The organism is Alteromonas sp. CI.11.F.A3, from assembly GCF_032925565.1.
Taxonomy (GTDB): domain Bacteria; phylum Pseudomonadota; class Gammaproteobacteria; order Enterobacterales; family Alteromonadaceae; genus Alteromonas.
Window position 1 is genome coordinate 3,777,847 of sequence record NZ_CP136708.1, and the last position, 21,079, is coordinate 3,798,925.

At 43.8% G+C, this 21,079-nt stretch carries 20 protein-coding genes and 1 pseudogene; 10 read left to right on the forward strand and 11 right to left on the reverse strand.

What is annotated here, in order from left to right:
• Positions 1 to 47: 47 nt before the first annotated feature.
• Positions 48 to 1,103 carry a UDP-N-acetylglucosamine--undecaprenyl-phosphate N-acetylglucosaminephosphotransferase gene (gene wecA, locus R1T43_RS16275; protein ID WP_317350368.1) on the reverse strand — a complete coding sequence of 352 codons (1,056 nt, stop codon included), beginning with the start codon at positions 1,101 to 1,103 and terminating at the stop codon, positions 48 to 50.
• Between the two features lie 420 nt (positions 1,104 to 1,523).
• Here wecA and R1T43_RS16280 point away from each other — a divergent pair, with 420 nt between their 5' ends.
• The 8 genes from R1T43_RS16280 to galE all read left to right on the forward strand — a co-directional run bounded on the left by R1T43_RS16280 (position 1,524) and on the right by galE (position 9,685).
• Entirely contained in the window at positions 1,524 to 1,928 is a 405-nt protein-coding gene (locus R1T43_RS16280; RefSeq protein ID WP_317350369.1) for a hypothetical protein, read from the forward strand.
• 7 nt (positions 1,929 to 1,935) lie between these two features.
• The gene (locus tag R1T43_RS16285) at positions 1,936 to 3,756 is read left to right on the forward strand and encodes a polysaccharide biosynthesis/export family protein (protein WP_410549024.1); all 1,821 of its coding nucleotides are present in this window, start codon (positions 1,936 to 1,938) and stop codon (positions 3,754 to 3,756) included.
• Between the two features lie 2 nt (positions 3,757 to 3,758).
• The gene (locus R1T43_RS16290; RefSeq protein ID WP_063458209.1) at positions 3,759 to 4,538 is read left to right on the forward strand and encodes an ABC transporter permease; all 780 of its coding nucleotides are present in this window, start codon (positions 3,759 to 3,761) and stop codon (positions 4,536 to 4,538) included.
• Positions 4,535 to 5,209: an ABC transporter ATP-binding protein gene (locus R1T43_RS16295; RefSeq protein WP_211069742.1), complete on the forward strand. Its 675-nt coding sequence runs from the start codon at positions 4,535 to 4,537 to the stop codon at positions 5,207 to 5,209. Before R1T43_RS16290 ends, R1T43_RS16295 begins: the two co-directional genes overlap by 4 nt.
• An 11-nt stretch (positions 5,210 to 5,220) precedes the next feature.
• Positions 5,221 to 6,345 (forward strand): capsule biosynthesis protein, encoded by a 1,125-nt coding sequence (locus tag R1T43_RS16300; RefSeq protein WP_317350370.1) that lies wholly within the window; start codon positions 5,221 to 5,223, stop codon positions 6,343 to 6,345.
• Positions 6,346 to 6,699: 354 nt separating this feature from the next.
• Entirely contained in the window at positions 6,700 to 8,220 is a 1,521-nt protein-coding gene (locus R1T43_RS16305) for a peptide MFS transporter (protein WP_317355891.1), read from the forward strand.
• 143 nt (positions 8,221 to 8,363) lie between these two features.
• Positions 8,364 to 8,666 (forward strand): DUF6170 family protein, encoded by a 303-nt coding sequence (locus R1T43_RS16310; RefSeq protein WP_057796321.1) that lies wholly within the window; start codon positions 8,364 to 8,366, stop codon positions 8,664 to 8,666.
• Positions 8,663 to 9,685 (forward strand): UDP-glucose 4-epimerase GalE, encoded by a 1,023-nt coding sequence (gene galE / locus R1T43_RS16315; RefSeq protein ID WP_317350371.1) that lies wholly within the window; start codon positions 8,663 to 8,665, stop codon positions 9,683 to 9,685. The genes R1T43_RS16310 and galE overlap by 4 nt, the downstream gene beginning before the upstream one ends.
• A 181-nt stretch (positions 9,686 to 9,866) precedes the next feature.
• Here galE and R1T43_RS16320 read toward each other — a convergent pair whose 3' ends face one another.
• The 10 genes and pseudogenes from R1T43_RS16320 to ccmA all read right to left on the reverse strand — a co-directional run bounded on the left by R1T43_RS16320 (position 9,867) and on the right by ccmA (position 18,047).
• Positions 9,867 to 10,721: a VacJ family lipoprotein gene (locus R1T43_RS16320; RefSeq protein WP_282145558.1), complete on the reverse strand. Its 855-nt coding sequence runs from the start codon at positions 10,719 to 10,721 to the stop codon at positions 9,867 to 9,869.
• Positions 10,721 to 12,037, reverse strand: a complete 1,317-nt coding sequence (ccmI, locus tag R1T43_RS16325; protein WP_317350372.1) for a c-type cytochrome biogenesis protein CcmI — start codon at positions 12,035 to 12,037, stop codon at positions 10,721 to 10,723. Before ccmI ends, R1T43_RS16320 begins: the two co-directional genes overlap by 1 nt.
• Positions 12,034 to 12,477 (reverse strand): cytochrome c-type biogenesis protein CcmH, encoded by a 444-nt coding sequence (locus tag R1T43_RS16330; protein ID WP_211069747.1) that lies wholly within the window; start codon positions 12,475 to 12,477, stop codon positions 12,034 to 12,036. The genes ccmI and R1T43_RS16330 overlap by 4 nt, the downstream gene beginning before the upstream one ends.
• The gene (locus R1T43_RS16335; protein ID WP_317350373.1) at positions 12,474 to 13,112 is read right to left on the reverse strand and encodes a redoxin family protein; all 639 of its coding nucleotides are present in this window, start codon (positions 13,110 to 13,112) and stop codon (positions 12,474 to 12,476) included. Before R1T43_RS16335 ends, R1T43_RS16330 begins: the two co-directional genes overlap by 4 nt.
• Positions 13,109 to 15,154: a heme lyase CcmF/NrfE family subunit gene (locus tag R1T43_RS16340; RefSeq protein ID WP_317350374.1), complete on the reverse strand. Its 2,046-nt coding sequence runs from the start codon at positions 15,152 to 15,154 to the stop codon at positions 13,109 to 13,111. The genes R1T43_RS16335 and R1T43_RS16340 overlap by 4 nt, the downstream gene beginning before the upstream one ends.
• 128 nt (positions 15,155 to 15,282) lie before the next feature.
• Positions 15,283 to 15,729 (reverse strand): annotated as a pseudogene (gene ccmE, locus R1T43_RS16345) (cytochrome c maturation protein CcmE); the annotation flags it as partial.
• Positions 15,730 to 15,764: 35 nt separating this feature from the next.
• Positions 15,765 to 15,980, reverse strand: a complete 216-nt coding sequence (gene ccmD, locus R1T43_RS16350) for a heme exporter protein CcmD (protein ID WP_211069750.1) — start codon at positions 15,978 to 15,980, stop codon at positions 15,765 to 15,767.
• On the reverse strand, positions 15,980 to 16,729 hold the full coding sequence (locus R1T43_RS16355; RefSeq protein WP_211069751.1) for a heme ABC transporter permease: 750 nt from the start codon (positions 16,727 to 16,729) through the stop codon (positions 15,980 to 15,982). Before R1T43_RS16355 ends, ccmD begins: the two co-directional genes overlap by 1 nt.
• Positions 16,729 to 17,397: a heme exporter protein CcmB gene (ccmB, locus tag R1T43_RS16360; protein ID WP_013785234.1), complete on the reverse strand. Its 669-nt coding sequence runs from the start codon at positions 17,395 to 17,397 to the stop codon at positions 16,729 to 16,731. The genes R1T43_RS16355 and ccmB overlap by 1 nt, the downstream gene beginning before the upstream one ends.
• Entirely contained in the window at positions 17,394 to 18,047 is a 654-nt protein-coding gene (gene ccmA / locus R1T43_RS16365) for a cytochrome c biogenesis heme-transporting ATPase CcmA (RefSeq protein ID WP_317350375.1), read from the reverse strand. The genes ccmB and ccmA overlap by 4 nt, the downstream gene beginning before the upstream one ends.
• Positions 18,048 to 18,231: 184 nt before the next feature.
• On the opposite strand from ccmA, the gene R1T43_RS16370 reads away from it, so the two are divergent.
• Both R1T43_RS16370 and R1T43_RS16375 read left to right on the forward strand, forming a co-directional pair.
• Positions 18,232 to 20,757 carry a flagellar hook-length control protein FliK gene (locus R1T43_RS16370; protein ID WP_317350376.1) on the forward strand — a complete coding sequence of 842 codons (2,526 nt, stop codon included), beginning with the start codon at positions 18,232 to 18,234 and terminating at the stop codon, positions 20,755 to 20,757.
• Entirely contained in the window at positions 20,754 to 21,065 is a 312-nt protein-coding gene (locus R1T43_RS16375) for an EscU/YscU/HrcU family type III secretion system export apparatus switch protein (protein ID WP_317350377.1), read from the forward strand. The genes R1T43_RS16370 and R1T43_RS16375 overlap by 4 nt, the downstream gene beginning before the upstream one ends.
• The last annotated feature ends 14 nt before the right edge of the window (positions 21,066 to 21,079 follow it).

Sequence of the window (21,079 nt, forward strand, 5' to 3'; positions counted from 1 at the left end):
AAATTTAGTTCTAGCATTCAATTTATCAACGCATTAGGAATATTACGCTAAAGCTTTTTGATAAAGCGAAGCACGCTCCAAATATTTTGAATGACGATACTATACAAGACAAGTAGACAAATAAAACCCCAAAACATGATGTATTCTGGTACTAAGTATATCTCACCCACAATCCCAATTACGCAATAACAGGCACCCATACACAAAATCGCAATGAGAGATTGACGGCTCGATAAGCCTGCTCGCATAAAAATATTGTGTAAATGTTGGCGGTCTGGGCGAAGCATGGATTGGCCCTTACGTGCACGGCGATACATTATTGCAGCCATATCCATTAACGGCAATCCAACTAACCACACCGCGGTGATTGGTCTGAATGCAGCACCAGCACCTTGAGTATGGTCGACAAGCAACCATACAATCGTTAGGCCCACGAACATACTGCCCGCATCACCCATAAATATTTTATTTCCTTTAAAGCCCTTCCAACTTAAGTTAAAGGCCAAAAACGGTACGATGGCAGCCACTATAATTAAAGGCTCCATAATGGCAGCACCGTTGCCAGTAAAAGTTAGAAACCCCGCTAAAGTAAGCAGAATAACTAAGCTCATGCCCCCAGCAAGGCCATCGATGCCATCAATCATATTAAAGGCATTGATAACACCCACCACGCAAACAACAGTAAAAAAATACCCACTAATATTTAGCGCAATATCACCATTGCCAAAAATATTACCTAAAGACGTGACATAGTTTTGCGCACTCCACGCCATAATTGAAGCCACACCGAATTGGCACATCAAACGCCCTTTAGCGCTTAAATCGAAACGGTCATCAAGCATACCGAGAAGCACAACAAAGGCCGAGGCAGTAAAGAATAAAGGATTATTTTTCATCCAGACATCAGTAGCAACACTTGCGACCAATACCGCCATAAAAATAGCCACACCGCCGGTCAACGGAATAATACCCGCATGGCGTTTTCTCGCGCTAGGCTGATCAACCAAGCCGAATTGATGTGCTAGCGGTGTCATCACCACTAACAAAATAAGGGCTACAAAAAACGCAGTAAAAAGAGGAACAAACTGCAGGTACGCTAACATATTAAACAAAACCTCGTGCCACCACGGCCATACCACCAGAAATCAGTGCTTCACTGATAGGTGTTCTTCCAAAGTGTGACATGTGAACCAAATTGGTATCCATATTAAAACAACGTCCTTTAACGGCCTACCGAGGGCTTCATTCTTTTATTTGAACAGGATAGGAAAAACTCCCTTATCATAATAAACATTCTTTGTTGTAACCACCCTTAGTAGCAAAAACTTTTGTAACAGAATGAATACTGGCTAATAAGCACCAATACTTTGAACAAATTTCATACACCACCCCCTTAGTGCACTGTCTTTAGAACAAATAAGCATCCATCGAATTGCAATTCATGCCGAACGCGTGACGAAAGCATGTTTTTTTTTATTCTTATGGTATCCTAGCGCCAAATTGCTATATGGATATGACAGTCAATGTTAAATACGCAAAAAAGGGCTTTCTTACTCGTTGCGCTTACCAGCTTGCTTGCGGCGTGCAGTAATGTGCCTAAATCGACAACCGCCGATATTCCACTAGTACACGCATCGCTAGCATACTCTTTGTCTGCCGAAGAAGATGTAGCAATAAGCATTCCAAATTTAAATTCATCGTTTAGTCAGGTGCAGAATATTCAGATTATGCTTGAAGGCATTGATTACCAAGCGACTAAATTGTACACCTCGGCCACCGGTAACGACTGCATTCGATTTCAAGCTACGCTTTCTGCTACCCAGCCTGAAAACGAATCTACCAAAGACAAGCTTATCGTTTGTAAACGCGGCGGAGCTTGGTCTATTTTGAGCCCATTAGTAGCCTCGGCTCAATCACGAGGAGAATAAGTTGAAGTTGTTAAATTTAGTTTCTTTTACCGCCGCAGCTGTACTTTCAATCGGTTTATTATCTCAAACGGTGAATGCTCAGAGTGCAGAGCAAATAGAACAGCTAAGACAACGGGCTCAACAGACAGGCTCGTCATCAACCTCTAGTGCTGCAACAGGCGTGTCTCCTCTCAGCGTTCAGAGCCAACGTACTTTGCCAGGCGCAGGTAGCACGCAAAATACAATGGGGCAATTTAGCACTCAGCCTAGAGACGGACTTTCTCTTCCGGGTGAGCCGACTATTGAAAGTGTTTTCCCGCAACAACAAGCCATGGCCAACCCACCGTTTGCTGCGAACTTATTTCTTGGTGGTTTCGAATCAGAGAGAACCACAGGTTTAAACGATAACTATTTGGTTGCCCCTGGGGATAAAATTTCTATATGGCTTTGGGGTGCAATCAACTATTCAGATGTTTCCACTGTTGATAACCAAGGCAACATCTTTATACCCAATATTGGCCCAATTCGGGTTGCTAACACACCAGCGGGTACAGTAAACCAAACAGTAAGTAGTAAAATTCGTCAGGTTTATACCAATGATGTAAATGTATACGTCAACCTACTTACATCAACGCCTGTGGCGGTATACGTTTCTGGACCAATCTTACGACCTGGCCAATATGCGGGCCTAGCATCTGACAGTGTGTTGTATTATTTGAAACGGGCGGGCGGTATCGATTTTCAACGTGGCAGCTTCCGAAAAATTGATGTTATTCGCAATAATGAAATTATAGCTACCGCAGACTTATATGCATTTTTCAGAAACGGTAAGCTTCCAAAGGTATCGTTTAAAGATGGTGACACTATTTTAGTGCGTCCTATCGGCAATACTATCGTGGTTGAAACCGGTGCCCGAAATAGTTTTACTTTCGAGTTTTCAGATGAAGAGCTTAACGGTGAGATAGTTAACTACTTTGCTCGACCAGGCGAGTTTGCTTCTCATGCATCAGTCGCTGGCGTAAGGGACAATAAGCAATTTGCACGTTACTTGAGTCTAGCCGATTTTGAAGCCCTGCCCCTTAAGGCTGGTGACACTGTTGAATACGTGGCCGACAACGAAGCACAAATCTATCGAATTAACGTAGCTGGCGCATTCTCAGGTGCATCACAATTGATGGTAGACAAAGGCACACGTTTACTTGATGTGCTGGATCATATTGAAGCGGATACAACCTTATCTGATACGCAAAATATCTATCTTCTGCGAGAAAGTGTTGCGATAAAACAAAAAGAGATTATTGAGCAAGGTTTGGAGCGCTTGGAACGCAGTATGTACACTGCCCCCATCAGCTCTACGGGTGAAGGCGCAATTCGTGCACAGGAAGCTCAACTTGTGGCTGACTTTATTGCGAGAGCCCGTCAAGTTGAGCCACAAGGTCGAGTGGTTGTGTCTGAAAATGGCGACACTGCGAACATCCTTTTAGAGCCAAATGACACTATTGTGATCCCAGAAATTACGGATCTTATACATATTGGTGGTGAAGTTTTACTTCCGCAGTCAGTTGTATTTAACCCTGATGCAGATACCGAAGACTATATTGCATGGGCAGGTGGCTTCACCGAACGCGCTGAAGATGAGCGTATTTTGATAGTACGCAAAAATGGCAACGTTGCTTTTGCCAATATCGATAACGGTATTTTAACTGCTAATGGCAGTGGTGCTCATCTATTACCTGGTGACCAGATTATTGTGCTGCCAGCCATTGATACTAAAGTGCTTCAAGCAGTGAAAGATATTACTCAAATCGTGTATCAAATCGCCATTGCTGCGAACGTAGCCACAGACTAGTTATGGTAACGTTCAAAGAACAAGTTTACGCTTGGAGAAGTGTGATTTTCGCACTTTTCCTGCGTGAGTTTCAAAGTAAGTTCAATGATAAATTTGGGCTTAGCTGGGCTTTTATAGAGCCTTTTATTTTCATTGCCGCACTTTCGTTTATAAGAGGCCTGATAAGCGGCGACGATGTTCACTCTATACCACTTTTCATTTTCATGATGATTGGGTTGGTCGGCCTCCAAACACTGACTACTAACCTTCAATCGGTATCAACATCCATCCGACGGAATAAACCATTATATGCTTTTAGGCAGGTTCAACCGCTTGCAGCTGTTGTAACTGCGGGCTTTGTTGAATTATCAATAAAAACCGTAGTTATCGCACTACTGGCTTTGGCACTCTATCTTTTGGGTGATGGCTTTGAGATTCATGACCCACTGATGTTGATCACTCTTTATATCCTACTTTGGTTGTTTTCTGTTTCAATTGGCTTGGTGTTTGGTATTGCGCTAGCTTTTGTTCCTGAAGTAGACAAAATTAAGTCAATGCTTACACGTCCCTTGATGTTTATCTCGTGTGTATTTTTCAGCCTCCAAGATATGCCTGAATATCTCTGGCCATATTTCACTTGGAATCCTCTTGTGCATTTTAATGAGCTTGCCCGATATGCTTGTTTTGAGTCTTACGGACATAAAGGGGTATCTTTTAGCTTCGTGGTTGAAATCACCATTGTATTTTTATTCTTAAGCCTTTCTCTTTATCACATTACGTGGAAAAAGGTGCTGTCACGATGATCAAACTAGAAAACGTGACAAAAAGCTACCCAAGCAAAATGGGGCCCCAATATATTTTTAAGAATCTCAACTTTGATTTCCCGACTGAAAATAATGTGGCCATCTTGGGTAAAAACGGTGCGGGTAAATCAACCTTGTTTCGTATGTTAGCGAAAAGCGAATACCCAGATAAAGGGCGCGTGCTTACTAATAAAGCGATGTCATGGCCGGTAGCGCTTCAAACTGGCGTGCATCCACAAATGACAGGACGTGAAAATACGCGCTTCATCGGACGAATAAATAATGTGAAGTCGTTGCCTGAATACGAAGAAAAAGTTCAAGCATTTGCTGAGTTAGATAAGCGCTTTGACTTACCCGTGCGCACTTACTCTTCAGGCATGCGGGCTAAGTTTGTGTTTGCTTGTTGTATGAATATTGATTTCGACATCTATCTTATCGATGAAGCCACATCTGTAGGCGACCCATTGTTTAGAAAAAAAGCCAGAGCGTCACTTAAAGAAAAAAGTGAAACGGCGGGGGTTATCATGGTAAGTCATGAACTGGATCAAATTCGAGAGTTCTGTACATCCGCCGTCATTATAGATGACGGCAAATTATCTTATTACGCTGATCTCGAAGAAGGCATTGACGTGTATACGCAAGATGCAGCCAATAAAAAATCGTTAAAATAGGTTTATCAAACGTGGAAAAAATGCTTACAAAACTGAATGACCTGATGAAACAGCATAAAACACTTTTTCTTGTGCTGCCTTGGTTTTTATATGCCTTCTATCTCATTATATGGGCAGCCCCTCAATATGAGAGTCAAAGTCAGTTAATCGTAAAATCTAGTGATGGCGGCAGCAGCTTCGACCCTTCTTCATTACTTATGTCGGCAGGCATGGGTTCCAGTGGATTTAGCAACGAAAGTCAATTAGTAGAAGCTTATATCAAATCTGCAGACATGATTAAGTATTTGGATGAGACCATTAGCTTAAGAGAACATTATATGTCTGATGAGGCCGACTTTTTTAGCGGCTTATCAAGTTCTCATAAGCAAGAAAGCTTTTATCAGTTTTACTTAGATCACGTTGAAGTGAGTGTAGATTCGTCGTCGTCCGTTATTTCACTTCGTACCCGCGCATTCACCCCCGAATTCGCCCAAGTTATAAACCAAGCAATTGTGGTAAAAGCGGAAGAATTTATAAACAATATCAACAACAATCTGGCCAAATCAAAGTTGACGTTTGCGAAAGGCGAGCACGAAATTGTCGAGCAGAAACTTCAGCTAGCTAAAACCGAAATCCTAGGCTTTCAGTCTAAATACAATGTACTCGACCCTACCGCAGAAGGCGCGGCTTTTCAGCAAATTGCTTTTTCATTAGAAGCCACCTTGGCACAAAAGAAAGCAGAGCTGAGTACCATTTCAACCATGATGTCTGATGCAGCGCCAGAGGTGATTAATATCAAGCGAGAAATCGGTGCGTTGCAACGTGAAATTAATAAGCGTAAAGAACAGATTAGTACCTCTGATCCCGACAACTCTGATTCAGATATTTCTGTTGGTGAACTCATGGCGCAATACAGTAACCTACAGGTTCAGTTGCAATTAGCCATACAAGCATTTTCTTCTTCTCTTATTACCCTTGAAAATGCTCGTGTAGAAACTTATCAAAAGTTACAACACTTGGTGACCATTGAATCGCCTACCCTACCTGATGACAATAAGTACCCTACGGTTGTTTACAACCTAGTCTTATTTGGCGTAATACTTTTATTGCTTTATGGCATCGTTCGAATTGTACTAGCCACGATTAGAGAGCTGTAAGGGTCAATATCAAGAAACCTATTTGTATCGCACTTAGTACTGTTCATAGTAAGATTAGTAACATAAGTGCGATACAAATTTTCAAGTAGAAAATGGAAAGTACACTATTTGCTCTTTCATTATTTGAACTGCCTCTCTACAAAATTCCTAAAGTACAACCTAAGCGACAACGCTCAAATTTCAAACAAAACTTGCTTTTGACAGTCTTAAAAGTGGAGTTTAACGTCCAAATCTTGTGTCTTCACTCGAGCTTTAGTATAACGGCTTATCCTATATTGGACCTATATCAAAAGAGCGTGTGCATTAAGCGCTCTATTATAACAACCATAATTAATATGGAATGATAACGTGACTATAAAAAAATCTAACGACACCAGCTTTTTCGGCCATCCAGGGGGCCTTCGAACGCTGTTTTTCACAGAAATGTGGGAGCGCATGAGTTATTACGGTATGCGTGCCCTTCTTGTTTTATTTATGACAGCCAGCCTACAAACACAAGGGCTTGGTTTTACGGTAGCAACCGCTGGGGCAATCTATGGCCTTTATACCGGTGCAGTTTACTTTTTAGGTTTACCTGGTGGTTGGTTATCTGACCGCCTCATTGGTGGCAAAAAGGCCGTGTGGTACGGCGGTATTATTATCTTCTTGGGGCATGTAGTACTTGCTATCGACCTACAGAACTTATTTTTTGTAGGTTTAATTCTTGTAGCAACCGGTACTGGTCTGTTAAAACCCAATATTTCAGCCATGGTTGGACAACAATATGGCGATGAAGATGCTCGAAGAGACAGTGGTTATGCCCTTTATTATATGGGTATTAACATTGGTTCTCTTATTGCTTATTTAGTAACAGGTTACCTACAAGAAAACTGGGGCTGGGACTACGCCTTTGGTGCTGCCGCTATTGGTATGGCTATCGGTCTTATTCAATACTACTTTACCAACTCGTCGCTATCTTCAGATTCAACTGCTCCAACTAATCCTTACACCGGCAGTGCCAAGAAAAACGCGTGGACAGCCGTTATTGCTACCGTAGCTTTGGCTGTCGTAGTTATTGTTCTTGCCCACATGGGAACAATTGTTATTGACCCTCTGTTACTTGCTCAGCAAGTAGCTGTATTTTTCACCGCGGTATTTTTCTTATACTTTGGCTTTATCTACTTTAAAGGTGCGCTTAGTGATAATGAAAAAAGACGTATGTGGGCATTATTTTTAGTCTGTATTGCCTCTGCGTGTTTTTGGTCAGGCTTTGAGCAAGCTGGCTCTTCATTGAACTTATTTGCTCAGAACTATACTGATAGAGCTTTGTCCGCTGGTTCAATCTTCACATCATGGTTTGGACTTTCCACTATCCCAACCGTATGGTTCCAGCTTTCAAATTCCTTATTTATTATTATTCTTTCGCCTTTCTTTGCCGCCCTTTGGATTAATCTTGCCAAGCGCATGATTGACCCTTCGTATACGCTAAAATGTGCGATTGGCCTTGTGATCATGGCGACAGGCTTCTTGGTGATGTTTATGGCCTCTCAGTACGCTGCACAAGGTTTAAAAGTAGCCCCCATGTGGTTGGTCACTACCTACTTTTTACATACAGTTGGTGAACTATGTTTGAGCCCGGTTGCGTTAAGTGCGGTAAGTAAATTGTCACCCAAACGTTTTGCAGGTCAAATGATGGGGGTTTTCGTTTTAACCTACTCTATCGGTAACATCATTGCCGGATTATTGTCAGGTAATTTTGACCCTGAAAATGTATCTGAAATGCCTAATCTTTACCTACAAATCGCGTTGTTTAGTATTGCTATCGGTATTGTGATTGCTTTACTCAGCCTAAAATCGCGTTTTTGGGAAAAAGCAGGCGTTGAACCGCAAGCATAGTTTGTTTAGTGAGAATCGAAACAGGTGAACAAATTTTGCTGAAAGGGACTCATTAGAGCAATTTCGGTTTTAACCTTTCTTGCAATCACCTACAATAACCGCCGGTACACAATATGTGTCGGCGGTTTTTATTTGAGTACGCTATGAAATTTTATTTTTCCACCCGAAATATTCCTCAACTGAAAGGTCTCCCTCTTACCGAACGCGTTAAGCGTTTAGACAGAGCAGCATCACGGATGACCGTTCCAGAAAAAACACTCATGAACGTGCTCAAGCTACTGGTTTTCATACCCGCTTTTGTGCTTATATTACAAACCGCATCGAACTGGACATCACTGTTGTGGGCGGGACTTGTATTTCTTCTTTACCCGCTATTAGTTAAACCGATACAACATTCTATATGTGCTAAATATTTGGCACCTAATTCAGACAAGGAGCATGCATGAAAACCATCTTGGTTACCGGTGGCGCAGGATACATTGGAAGTCATACTGTACTTCAACTACTCGAACAGGATTACAGCGTTGTTGTCCTCGACAACTTGGCGAATTCAAGTGCAGAGTCACTGAGACGTGTTGAGGCTATCTCGGGAAAATCGGTCACTTTCGTTCAAGGTGATATTCGAGACACTGCCGTGCTTGATGGTATTTTCAGTGAGCACAGTATTTACGCCGTAATCCACTTCGCGGGCCTAAAAGCCGTAGGAGAATCGGTTCAGCAGCCCCTGTCTTACTACGAAAATAACGTTTATGGCACGCTTACCCTGTGTAAATCGATGCAAAAGCACAACGTTAAGAACATCGTGTTTAGCTCTTCTGCCACAGTGTATGGCGACCCGGCAGCCCTTCCTTTACGGGAAGATATGGCGACTGGACACCCAACTAACCCTTACGGTATGTCTAAATTAATGGTAGAGCATGTGTTGGCTGATTTGTTTGTGTCAGACAGCGAATGGAACATTGTGCTACTTCGTTATTTTAACCCAGTAGGCGCCCACGCATCTGGCAGCATTGGTGAAGATCCTAACGGTATTCCAAACAATCTCATGCCATATATTTCACAAGTCGCTACTGGGAAATTAGCAAAGCTGAGTGTATTTGGTGACGATTACGACACCCATGATGGCACAGGCGTACGTGATTACATTCACGTAGAAGACTTGGCTAATGGACACTTAAAAGCGATTGATAGAATTGCTTTAAATATGGGTCTTGATAAATACAACTTGGGAACCGGCCAGGGTTACTCAGTGCTAGATATGATTAAAGCATTTGAAAAGGCATCGGGTAAAACGATTCCTTATGCTATCGCACCGCGCCGTGGTGGCGATGTAGCTGCATGTTATGCAGACCCAACTAAAGCAGCTACCGAATTGAATTGGCATGCTGAGAAAGGTTTAGAAGCTATGTGTGCGGATACATGGAACTGGCAATCACAAAATCCTCAGGGTTACCCCAAAGGTTAGTTAGCCAGTAGTGTATGTAGTGAGGCAACTTGCAACGATACGCTAAGCAGAATCTAAAAAGCCCCTCAACGAATTACCGTTGAGGGGCTTTTGTTTTTAGCTTCTTAGGTGTTTAGCTTAGTTAGCTGCAAGCTAGAGCTAAGCGCTAAATAGCTAAGAGTTAATGACCTTGAGGGGCGTCTTATTCAGGGCCGTCCTCTTCAGGGCCATCTGTTGAAGAGTCATCTTCAACATCCATTTCTTCATACTCAAGCATAGCTTCGAACTCGGCGAAGTCATCTAACTGTTCTTCTTCTATCGCCTTATCACCACTTTTACCGTCTGTAACTTTAAACGCAAGGTTTTCGAAATAAGCATTTTTTACAAATGCATAATCATCTACCGACTGCTCCAGCTGTTGCTCTTGGTCAATCAGTGAGGCACGCCCCTCTAATAAGGACACTAAATACCGTGCAATAGCAAACTGCCCATCAATAATCGCCATTGGGTATACCATTCCGTCTACAACGTTACCGGAAAAGCTTCGAGGATCATTTGGACCAAGTGCAGGTAACATTAAGAATGGTCCCGTTCCTACGCCCCATTTACCCATGGTTTCGCCAAATTCTTCTTCTTTTTTGGTTATACCTATATGGTTAGCAACATCAATAGTGCCGAATAGTCCCACGGTCGAATTAAGCACAAAGCGGGCTAGGCTATCCATACCGTCGTCCACTTTGCCTTGAAACATATTGTTCATAAAGTTTGCAGGCTCTTGCAGGTTTTCAGCAGCGTTGAACAGGCCAACACGTGCAAAATGAGGCATAACCGTGACATAACCTACCGTGATCGGGCGCAGTATGTACGCGTCTAACACTTCCCAGTTGAAGTCCCACATTACGCGGTTTACTGGCTCTAGGGGATCCCTTGGGTCGCCCGCATCTTGTACTTGGTTATTATTCTGATCAACTTGTTGAGAAGCTTGCTGAGTTGCACACCCGCCTAGCAAACTCGCTAACACAAGCGCAGTTACCGAGCCCCACTTTGAAAATTTAATCACAACAATTCCTTCTCTATCGTTACGTTGATATCTTTCATATTTTGAGGTGCCACCTCGATAACCTGACTACCTTCCCACTCACCGGGTGATACGGACACATCACCATCGGCAGATACACGCGCAGTAAGCGTAACTTTGCTCAATGAGTCTAACGTGTATTGTGGCATCATTGCATTATCCGTATTTAGTGCAATAGTGATAGGAAAATCTTGTAACGGGATCTTAACCACGGCTGCCGGCATTCTGTTTTCTGAGTTCGCGTCTTGCGCAAATACGATAAGAAAGCCGGATTGAGGTAAGGCTGAACGGGCTTGGTCCGATACATCTACGGTTATATTAAAACCTGTTTTCGCACTAGCGGCGTTATTAGGGGCACTCTCAGGAGCTTTCACAGAGCTTTGCTCTTCAGACAAATCATTAATAGAGCTGCTATCTTGCACAACTACTTGGCCTTCTAATGCTTGCAGCTCTTGCTCACGCATGGCTAGTCTCTGACCAATATCGTTGCCTGCGGGCAATTTATCTTTTACTTGCCCATAATAACGGGTTAGGTTTTCTAAATCGCCTAACTGCGCAGATACCACTGCCATCATTAGCGCCAAATTGTCATTTTCCGGTGTATTCTGTAATAACCTTGATAGCACACCTTGTGCGCGATTGAGGTTATTCACATCCCCTGTGGTCATCAAGGCTTGCGCTAACGTAATTTGGTGGGAAGTATTCCCAGGCTTTAACGCAACCGCTTTATCTATCGCTTCGATTGCTTGCACTTCTTGACCTAGGCTTAACATAAGCCGGCCCAAATACAACCAGCCAGTATCATCTTCAGGCGCTTCTCGTAGCCGCTGGCGAATAGCCAATGCCAAGTTAGCTACATCTTCAGGCCCTAAATCACTTCCATTGCCACTGGCTAATTTTGCGCTTAATTCCGGTAACGCCACAATAGCGTCAGATGCACGCTGTACTTGGCTAAATTGATTTACCGAAGCGTATACCACCACACCGGCAACGACGGCGATTAGACCACCAACAACTAAAGGCATACCTGCTGAGCCAGTGCGCGTGGACTCAAAACTACTTTCATCAACCAGCGCGACTTTTAATTCATCTACCGCCACACGCATATCGTGCTCGGTGATTAAGCCTTCTTTCACTTCTCTTTTAAGCTCTTGCAGTCGCTGCTTTACAATTTGCGTGTTGCTTAAACTATCAGCTTTAGCGTGATTTTTTCTACGAAGCCAGGGGAATCCCAATAGCATGAGTACTAAGGTAATTAACCCTGAAACAACAATATAAAACTCGGTCCAACTCATTCTTTTTCCTGCTCAAGCAATGCATCTGCCTTAGCCAGTTTGGCTTTGATATCCTGCGGCGCTGCTGAAGATTTCCGACGCACTACAAATAAAAGTGCGAAAATCACAAACAATACAGGTGCAGCCCATAACCACATAGTGGCAATCGTTACCGGTGGCTGGTAGTGCACAAAGTCGCCGTAACGGGCTTTCATGAAATCAATGACTTCAGCCTCTGACTTACCTTCTTTTAATAATGCGTAAACCTTACGGCGCATATCGTGGGCAATCATGGCGTCGCTGTCGGCAATGTTCTGATTCTGGCACATAGGGCAGCGTAATTCGGCGGTTAAACTTAAAAATTGAGCACGTTGCGCGGGCGTATCAAAAGCAAAATTATCTTCAGCGCTAAAAACCGAAAAAGTGATAAATAGGGTCAACAGGACGATTAAACGCTTCATTCTCCTGCTCTCCCTGTATCTTTAATATCAGTATCAATATCAGTTCCAGTTTCACCGTTCGCCTCAGCCACTAACTGCTGATAAAGCGGGCCCACTTTGTTTTGCCAAACACGCTCATTAATGTCACCAATATGATGCATGCGAATAACACCGTTGGCATCAAGTACGAAGTGCTCTGGGGCACCGGTAACTCCTAAATCTAAAGACGTATCGCGATATACATCAAAAATATTGAATGCATAAGGATTTCCGTAACGCCTTAGCATAATGGTCACTTCTTGCTGCACCCGAGTGAGCGTTTTTGTACCGAAGTCAGGGTCAAGATCTTGATCAAAATATAAGCCCACAAACTTCACACCTAGCTCATCTTTAAGCTGGGTTAAATACGGCATTTCAACGGCGCAGGTTACACACCATACCCCCCATACATTCACAATCGTTACCTCACCTTTCAGTGAATCTGGTGTATAGGTTGTATCTGGCTGCATTAAATCGGGTAAAGCAAATTCGGGCAGGGGTTTACCTTTTACCTGTGAATCGAGCTCTCGTGGGTCTGAAAACAATCCTTGGAAAAGAAAAATCACCAGCATCGAGAACAGAACCAATGGAATGACAACTAAAGGTGCCTTTTTCATTGTGTGACCTCCTGACTACCGGCATCACTTGCATTTTTCGTCTCTACTTCTGAGTGACTATCTTTTCCAGTCATCCGATTGATAGCTTTCGAGACTTTTTTCACTTTGGCCATGCGGTAGCGTTTATCGCTAATCGAGAAAATACCGCCAATCGCCATAACAACAGCACCTGCCCATAACCACACAACAAAAGGCTTAATGTAGATTCGCACAGCCCAAGCTCCGTCATCAAGAGGCTCGCCCATGGCAATAAATAAATCCCGCGATACCGTAGAGTGGATTGCCGCTTCTGTCATTGGCATTCGCTGAACAGTATACATACGCTTTTCTGGCTCTAAATGTACAACAAACTCATCCGCCTTGTTAACATCAAACACACCTACATCAGCGATGTAGTTTGGCCCTTGGAATGGCTTAACATCGGTAAAAGTAAAAGCATAACCACCCAGCTCTACCGTTTCGCCCACTTCCATTCTCACATCTCGCTCTAACTCATAGTTAGACACTAAAGTAATGCCGATAATACTGATGGCAAAGCCGATATGACCTAACACCATACCCCAGTGACTTGGGGTGAGCTTGCGTAGTTTTGTGAAGGTTCCAGTATTACTTGGGTTAGCATTAACCCGCTGAAGCACTTCTTGTACCGTGGTAACCAAAATCCAGAACACGAGGATCATGCCTAGCACACCCATATATTGAGGCGTGTCGTAACTGAAGTTCACTAAAAGCGCCGCACTGATGGCAATACCAGCGGCAACCAACAACTGATTTTTAAGTGCACCTGCGGTTTGATGTTTCCAGCGAGTTAACGGGCCTAGGCCTAGGAACAATACAAACGGAACAATCAACAGAGTAAACATCTGATTAAAAAATGGCGCACCTACTGAGATACTGCCTAAGCCTAATTCTTTGTGTACTAGAGGCAATAAAGTACCCAATAGCACCACTAGGGTTGCGGCGCACAAAAATACGTTATTTCCCATTAATAACACTTCTCGGGAAAAGGCTTGATATCGACCTGGACTTTTTAATGCGGACGCACGCATGGCATATAGTAATAAGCCCAAACCGCTCAGTACGATAAGAATACCCAATATAAATAGCCCGCGGGTAGGGTCGCTTGCGAAAGAATGAACAGAAACTATCACGCCCGAGCGCACTAAAAATGTGCCCAATAGGCTTAATGAGAATGCAGCAATAGCGAGCAATACGGTCCATGACTTAAAGGCTTTTCGCTTTTCGGTAACCGCTAAAGAGTGCATTAGCGCGGTTCCCACTAACCAAGGCATAAAGGATGCATTTTCTACAGGATCCCAGAACCACCAACCACCCCAGCCAAGTTCGTAGTAAGCCCACCAACTACCGAGTGCAATACCTACAGTAAGGAACGCCCACGCAGCAATAACCCAAGGTCGTGACCAACGAGCCCACGTAGAATCGAGTTGGCCTGAGATCAACGCTGAAATAGCAAAAGCGAAAGCGACAGAGAAGCCAACATACCCCATGTATAACATGGGTGGGTGAATGATCATGCCGAAATCTTGCAGCAGCGGGTTTAAATCGCGCCCATCGACAGGAAAAAACGGCAGCATGCTATTAAACGGATTAGAGGTAAGTAGCATAAATAAATAAAAACCAATACCCACCATGCCAAGAACCGATAACACCCTTGCGACCATGGTAAGCGGTATACCGCGGCTAAAGATGGCAACTGCAACCGTCCAAATTGACAGCATCAATACCCACAACAAAAAAGAGCCTTCATGGCCGCCCCAAACTGCAGTAATTTTATAAATAAGCGGAAGTTGGCTATTGGAGTGCTGCGCCACATACTCAACACTGAAATCGTCGGTAACAAAGGCGTAGGTTAAGCACAGGTAAGCAATTAGGGTGAACACAAATAACCCAATAGCCAAAGGCTTAGCGGTAGCCATCAGCGTGTCGTGCCCACGGTGAGCCCCCCAAAGCGGGTAGACTGCAAGCAAAATAGATAATACTAAGGCGAGAGTTAACGCGATATTTCCAATCTCAGGTACCATGACTACTGGGCTCCTGGTTTAAACTTTGACTCTGGCTCTAATTCTGGCTTGGATTTAGAATTTGCTTCAAATTTTGGTGTCGCGTCATATTGATAAGAAGATGAGGCATCGGTAACAGGCATATTGGCAGGCTTTTCATGCTTAATACCTTTCATTTTTTCTGCCAACTCAGGTGGCATGTATTCTTCATCATGCTTAGCCAGCACTTCTTGCGCGGTAATTTCTGTTGCCGAAGTAAGCACACCGGTAGCCACAATCCCTTGGCCTTCACGAAACAAGTCAGGCAGTATGCCAGTGTAGGTCACCGTGACGATGGGCCCCGTATCTATCAAATCAAAGGAAACCGCTAAACTTTTGCTGTCGCGGCTCACACTGCCGGGCACAACCATGCCGCCAATACGAAGACGTTGACCAACATGAGGCATTTGCCCTTGCTTACCTTCAATAATTTCACTTGGCGTATAAAATAAATCGATACTGTCGTTCAATGCATAAAGCATTAAGCCAATAGCGCTGGCAATTAACAGCCCAACAATACCCACTACCGCCAAACGCTGCTTTCTTCTAGGGTTCATGCAACTATCTCACTTTAAAAACTACTGACTACAACTTAACGTGCTGATGAAGCGTGTGATTTTTCTCTCGCTTCTTTAATTCGCACCTGACGCTGTTGTTCTTTTAAAACCGATTTCAGTAACCCTTTATGTTGGCGAAAACTGAATACCACTAGCAGTATCATTACGCCAAAGGTTACACCAAAAGATAACCATACATAGAAGGCATAGCCTCCCATGTCTAAAAATGCTGAGAAAGAATCAAACTGCATTAGCTATTCTCACTTGTTGCTTGCGCTAACTTTTGCACCCAAGGACGATGCATTTCACGGCGCACAATTTCGCTGCGTAGCCTTATGGTAGTGACTGCCCCAATAAAAAATGCGAAACCTAATAAGCTTATTAGTAATGGCCACAACATTTCAGGTGCAATCGAGGGCTGATCAAATTTGCTGATAGTGGCACCTTGATGCAAAGTGTTCCACCACTCTACGGAATAATGAATAATAGGAATATTCACTACGCCTACCAACGCCATCACGCCAGCGGCTTTACCCGCTTGTTGTTTATCCTCAAAGGCACCGTAAAGCGCAATTACGCCAATATACAAAAACAATAAGATAAGTTCTGAAGTCAGCCTTGCATCCCAGACCCACCAAGCTCCCCACATAGGTTTACCCCACGCTGCGCCAGTAAATAACGCAATGAAAGTCATGACTGCACCTACCGGTGCCATCGCTATCATGCTCATGTAGGCCGTTCGCCACTGCCACACCATTCCCACTAACGCTGCAATCGCCATCGCCACGTAAGTGCCCATAGACAACATGGCGCTTGGCACATGAATGTAGATAATGCGAAACGAATCACCTTGTTGATAATCTTGTGGTGCAAATGCTAGCCCCCACACCGTACCAACGGCCAGGCATAACAACGCACTAACCCACAACCAAGGCTGCAAGGTCACGCACAATTGGTAAGCATTTTCTGTTTTAGCGTAAGGATGTAACCACTTCCACATCAGTTTTGACTCACTTTCAAAGAATAAGCTATGGCAAACGGCGCAGCGGCAGCAGCCAATAACAGCATGGCGCCAATAATAGCAAGTTGAGGATGATAAGGTAATTGCAGTGCGGCAGAATCTACAGCAGATGTGGCAAAAATCAATAACGGAATAAATACAGGGATTAAAAGCAATGCTAAAAGCAGTCCGCCCCGTGCTAACCCTACTGTTAATCCCACTGCAATAGCACCAATTAGCGACAGCAAAGGTGTGCCAATTAACAAAGTAAGCATTAATGCTATAAACATATCCATGCTTAGGTTTAAAAACATCGCGAGCAACGGTGACAATATTAGCAAGGGCACGAAACTCACCAGCCAATGTGCCAGTACTTTTACCGTAGCAACGGCTGGCAATGACATACCACTTAACGTGTATTGCTCTAATGAACCATCAATAAAATCATCACGAAAGAGGCGTTCCATGCCTAACAAAGATGACAATATCGCAGCAATCCAAATAACCCCAGGTCCAATACGTTGTAAGGTTTCTGGTGAAGGGCTCACGCCTAGAGGGAATAGAGTAACCACCATTAGCAAAAACATGAGTGGCTGAACCAACTCAGCTTTTTGTTGAAATGCAATCTGCATGTCACGTTTGAATATACCAAGCAGCAACGGGTTCAAAATCGATACTCCAGATCAATAATGCGGTATGGACCCGCCTCATCAGAAAGTGCCTGATGGGACGTAGTAATAATCATGCCCCCTACAGCCACATGTTGTTTCATTTTGCGCTCAAGTAATATTACGCCAGCGGTATCAAGGGCTGTGAATGGTTCATCTAATATCCACACCGCTGCCGGCTTAAGCCAAAGCCGACTCAGTGCAACGCGGCGTTGTTGTCCCGCAGATAAAAACCTGACGGGCACATCTTCAAGGCCAACTAAACCTAAGCGTTCAAGCACTTGATAAATAGTGCTATCGATATCAGATGCTTGGGTAAGATCTCTATTTTGAATACCGTGTTGCGCTAGCCAAAAGCGTAAGTTATCAATGGCAGACAAAGCACCATTTAATGCGCTTTTGTGGCCTAAATAAATAAGATTTTGATAATATAATGAAGGGTTACTACTGATATTCACGCCGTCGAAAGTCACGTCACCGTGTTCGGGCGAACTCAAGCCAGTAAAGATACGCAAAAGGCTGGTTTTGCCTGCACCGTTAGGCCCTCGCAAATATACTAATTCCCCTGCATTAAGATTTAACGAAAAATCGTCAAACAAAACACGATCGCGTTTTATGCAAGTTAGTCCAGATGCACATAAACCGGACACGCAAGCTCCTTTACTATTGACTATTCAAAACCGGCGTAGTTTATCACAGTAAGATTCTTTCGCAGTCGCGAATTATGATTAAATATGATTTACTTCAATCACAAACGCGGTGATATGTCTCACTTATTACCTATACTTCATATAACCGATTAAACTCGTCGTTCATCTTGCCGATAAGCTCGTTATGACATCACAGTTAAGCGCACTGCTTTCAAATATTACTCAGAATACTTCAGGGTCGAAATCGTCGGCAGCATCTGTGATGAATAATTTATCCCAAGCTGCAGCGCTTGATACCGCCGCGAAGGTAACCGTGGCGCGATTGCCCGAACAGATACTTGCTATTCAAACGCAAGGGCAACCAGCAACACAGGTTTCATTGTTGAAAAGCGCAGATTTATTGCCGCCACAGCGCCCTCAATTAACCTCTTTCAGTCAAGGTGGAGTAACTCAAGCTGTCCTTATTAGCACTGAAACAGGCATGAGTACCAGTCAAGTTACCGCGATGCAGCTTAAAACCCTTTCACTTTCGTTAGCGACAATGCTGGCATCTATGCCGACACCACAACAGAACATGCGCATTAATGTGCAGGCAACGGTTACGCAAGTAACGAATAATCAACTGAGTCTATCGCTAGCAGATGGTCAGCAGTTAAATGTAGCACTAAAGCCTAACGCCGCAGCGCAATTAAGTAGCGATATCAAAAACAATGGCAAGCTGGTTTCACTGTCACTTAATCAAGTGCCTGGTGATACGGGTAAATTGGCAGTTGCAATAACGTCAACGAAACATACAAACTTGGCCACACAGGGTGCTCAATCAGCAGCTTCCACTTTACAAGCCGCCCCTTTATCGATAACAGATAGCAAAGTTTCGGCTGTCATCACCAATACATTGCGCGCACAAGGTATCGCTTTCGGACATGGCAACATAGGCAACGCTAATGTGCCAGATACAATTGCTAAGCAACTTCCGAACATTCAAACACCAAATACTTTGCAGCAAGTATCTATGCTCAGCCTTAAGGGCAATACACTAACATCGTATTCCGCTGTAAGTCAGGCAGTATTGAAGTACCCTTCACCTGAAGGTGGTACTGTCATTCCAAGGGCTTCAGAGCAACTTGCCGCTAAACTTAGTGCTTCAGCTATTCCTGTGGGAGCCATAGTTGAAAGAGGGGTTGGAAAAGGGGTTGAAAAAACGGCTGGCAATAATTCCACTGTGACGGATGCCACAGCGAAAACTTCTGCAAATGGTAATGACAATTTAGTTCAACGAGCAAAAGCAGATAATGCTAATCAAGCGTCGAGTTCTCCATCAATTAAGTCATCGCCGGATTTAACCACCGCGTTAGGTAGCAAAGGTGTTTCGATACAAGGGACTGATGTTCACAAAGCTATTATTACATTGTCTCGCGCATTACTTAGCCAGACAGGCTCTACCCAACAAGCGCTTACACAGTTAACGGCAATACTTAACGGGACTGTCGAAGGCAGCGATAAAACCACTGCCGTATTAAGTCAAATAGCTAAGCAAATTACGGGAATAAATAGCAACGCATTACCCAGTGCTAGACCACTATTAACACCCCAACCATTTAATGCAACTAACACACCTGCTGCAACTACCACACCTGCCTCATCTAATTCGAGCCAAGAGAGTAACGCTTCCACAAATGACAATACTGCTAGCTTGAAAACGGCCGCCGGAGATATAAATACAGGTAGCACTGATACCAATTTGCGAAAAGGCATTTCTCAGCTAATCGCTTTGCTCGGTGGGTCGGGGAATGGCATTCGCGGAAATGCAACACAGGGCATAGCCCCCCCTCCAAATACAGCCCCTTCGAGTGATAAAGCAGCAACTCAAGCAACTAGTTTACAGGATGTAGAAAAAAGTGGTTTAGAGGCAAAATCCTCGACGCCAAATACCCAACAAAACACCCAAGCGACTCAAAATAACACCGATGCATCATTGGCTTCGCGCATTCATGCTTTGGTTAACTCCCCCGCTATCGCGGTAACGCCGCTAACCTTAACGTCTCCAATTGCGGCGTCTAATTTTGTGCAAGGTTTAGTGGCATTATTACAGCTATCATTAGCGGGTAGAGCACTATCAAGACAACCATCTCTTAAAGCACAAATTGATTCACCGGATAGCATTATTAGTAAAACGATAACCAATACGTCTGCTACTGCCCCTTCTAGCCGTGTTGCGCAAGATGTTGCCAACCTTGATAGTCGCACAAATTTACTGGCTAATTTAAAAACTTTATTGGCAAACCATCAACACAGTAAAGTCGCTCAAGCCGAAACTCGGGTTCAAGGGCAAGATAGTTTTTTCTATGCATTACCTTCCGTGTCTCAACATTACGCACCGGCTGAACTTTTAGTGCAAAGAGAGCCTGACCGACAACACGAAAAAGAGGGTAAAGACGGAGATCGACGTTTATGGAATGTCACCATGAAGCTAGATATTGGTGATGCGGGCCAACTACTCGCAAAATCTAAGATAGACACCGATACCATCACTATTGACCTTTATACTTCTAACGAAACCGTACTCACTCGGGTTGCTGATACCTTGCCTTTTCTAGAACGACGATTAGCTGATTTAGGGCTGAATGTTGAGAAAATGAGTTTTCAGCGGGGACACATACCTGAAACACTAAATAAGCGTCCACATCAAATTTTTGAGACCAGAGTATGAGTGAGAAAGCGAAGCGTGCCATTGGGCTCAAATATGATGGTGGGGATAAAAAAACAGCTCCAAAAGTTGTCGCAAAAGGCTACGGCGACCTTGCAGAAGCGATTATCGCCATGGCTGAAGAGTCAGGCATTCTTATCCATGAAGACCCCTATCTTAGCGAAGTACTTAGTACTTTAGATTTGGGGCAAGATATACCTGAATCGTTATATTTTGTTATCGCCGAGCTACTAGCATATTCCTATGTTTTGCAGGGAAAAATACCGCCAGGGTGGGAAGGTGTGGTTAAGCATATAAATTATGAAGCATAAGCAATAATAACGCT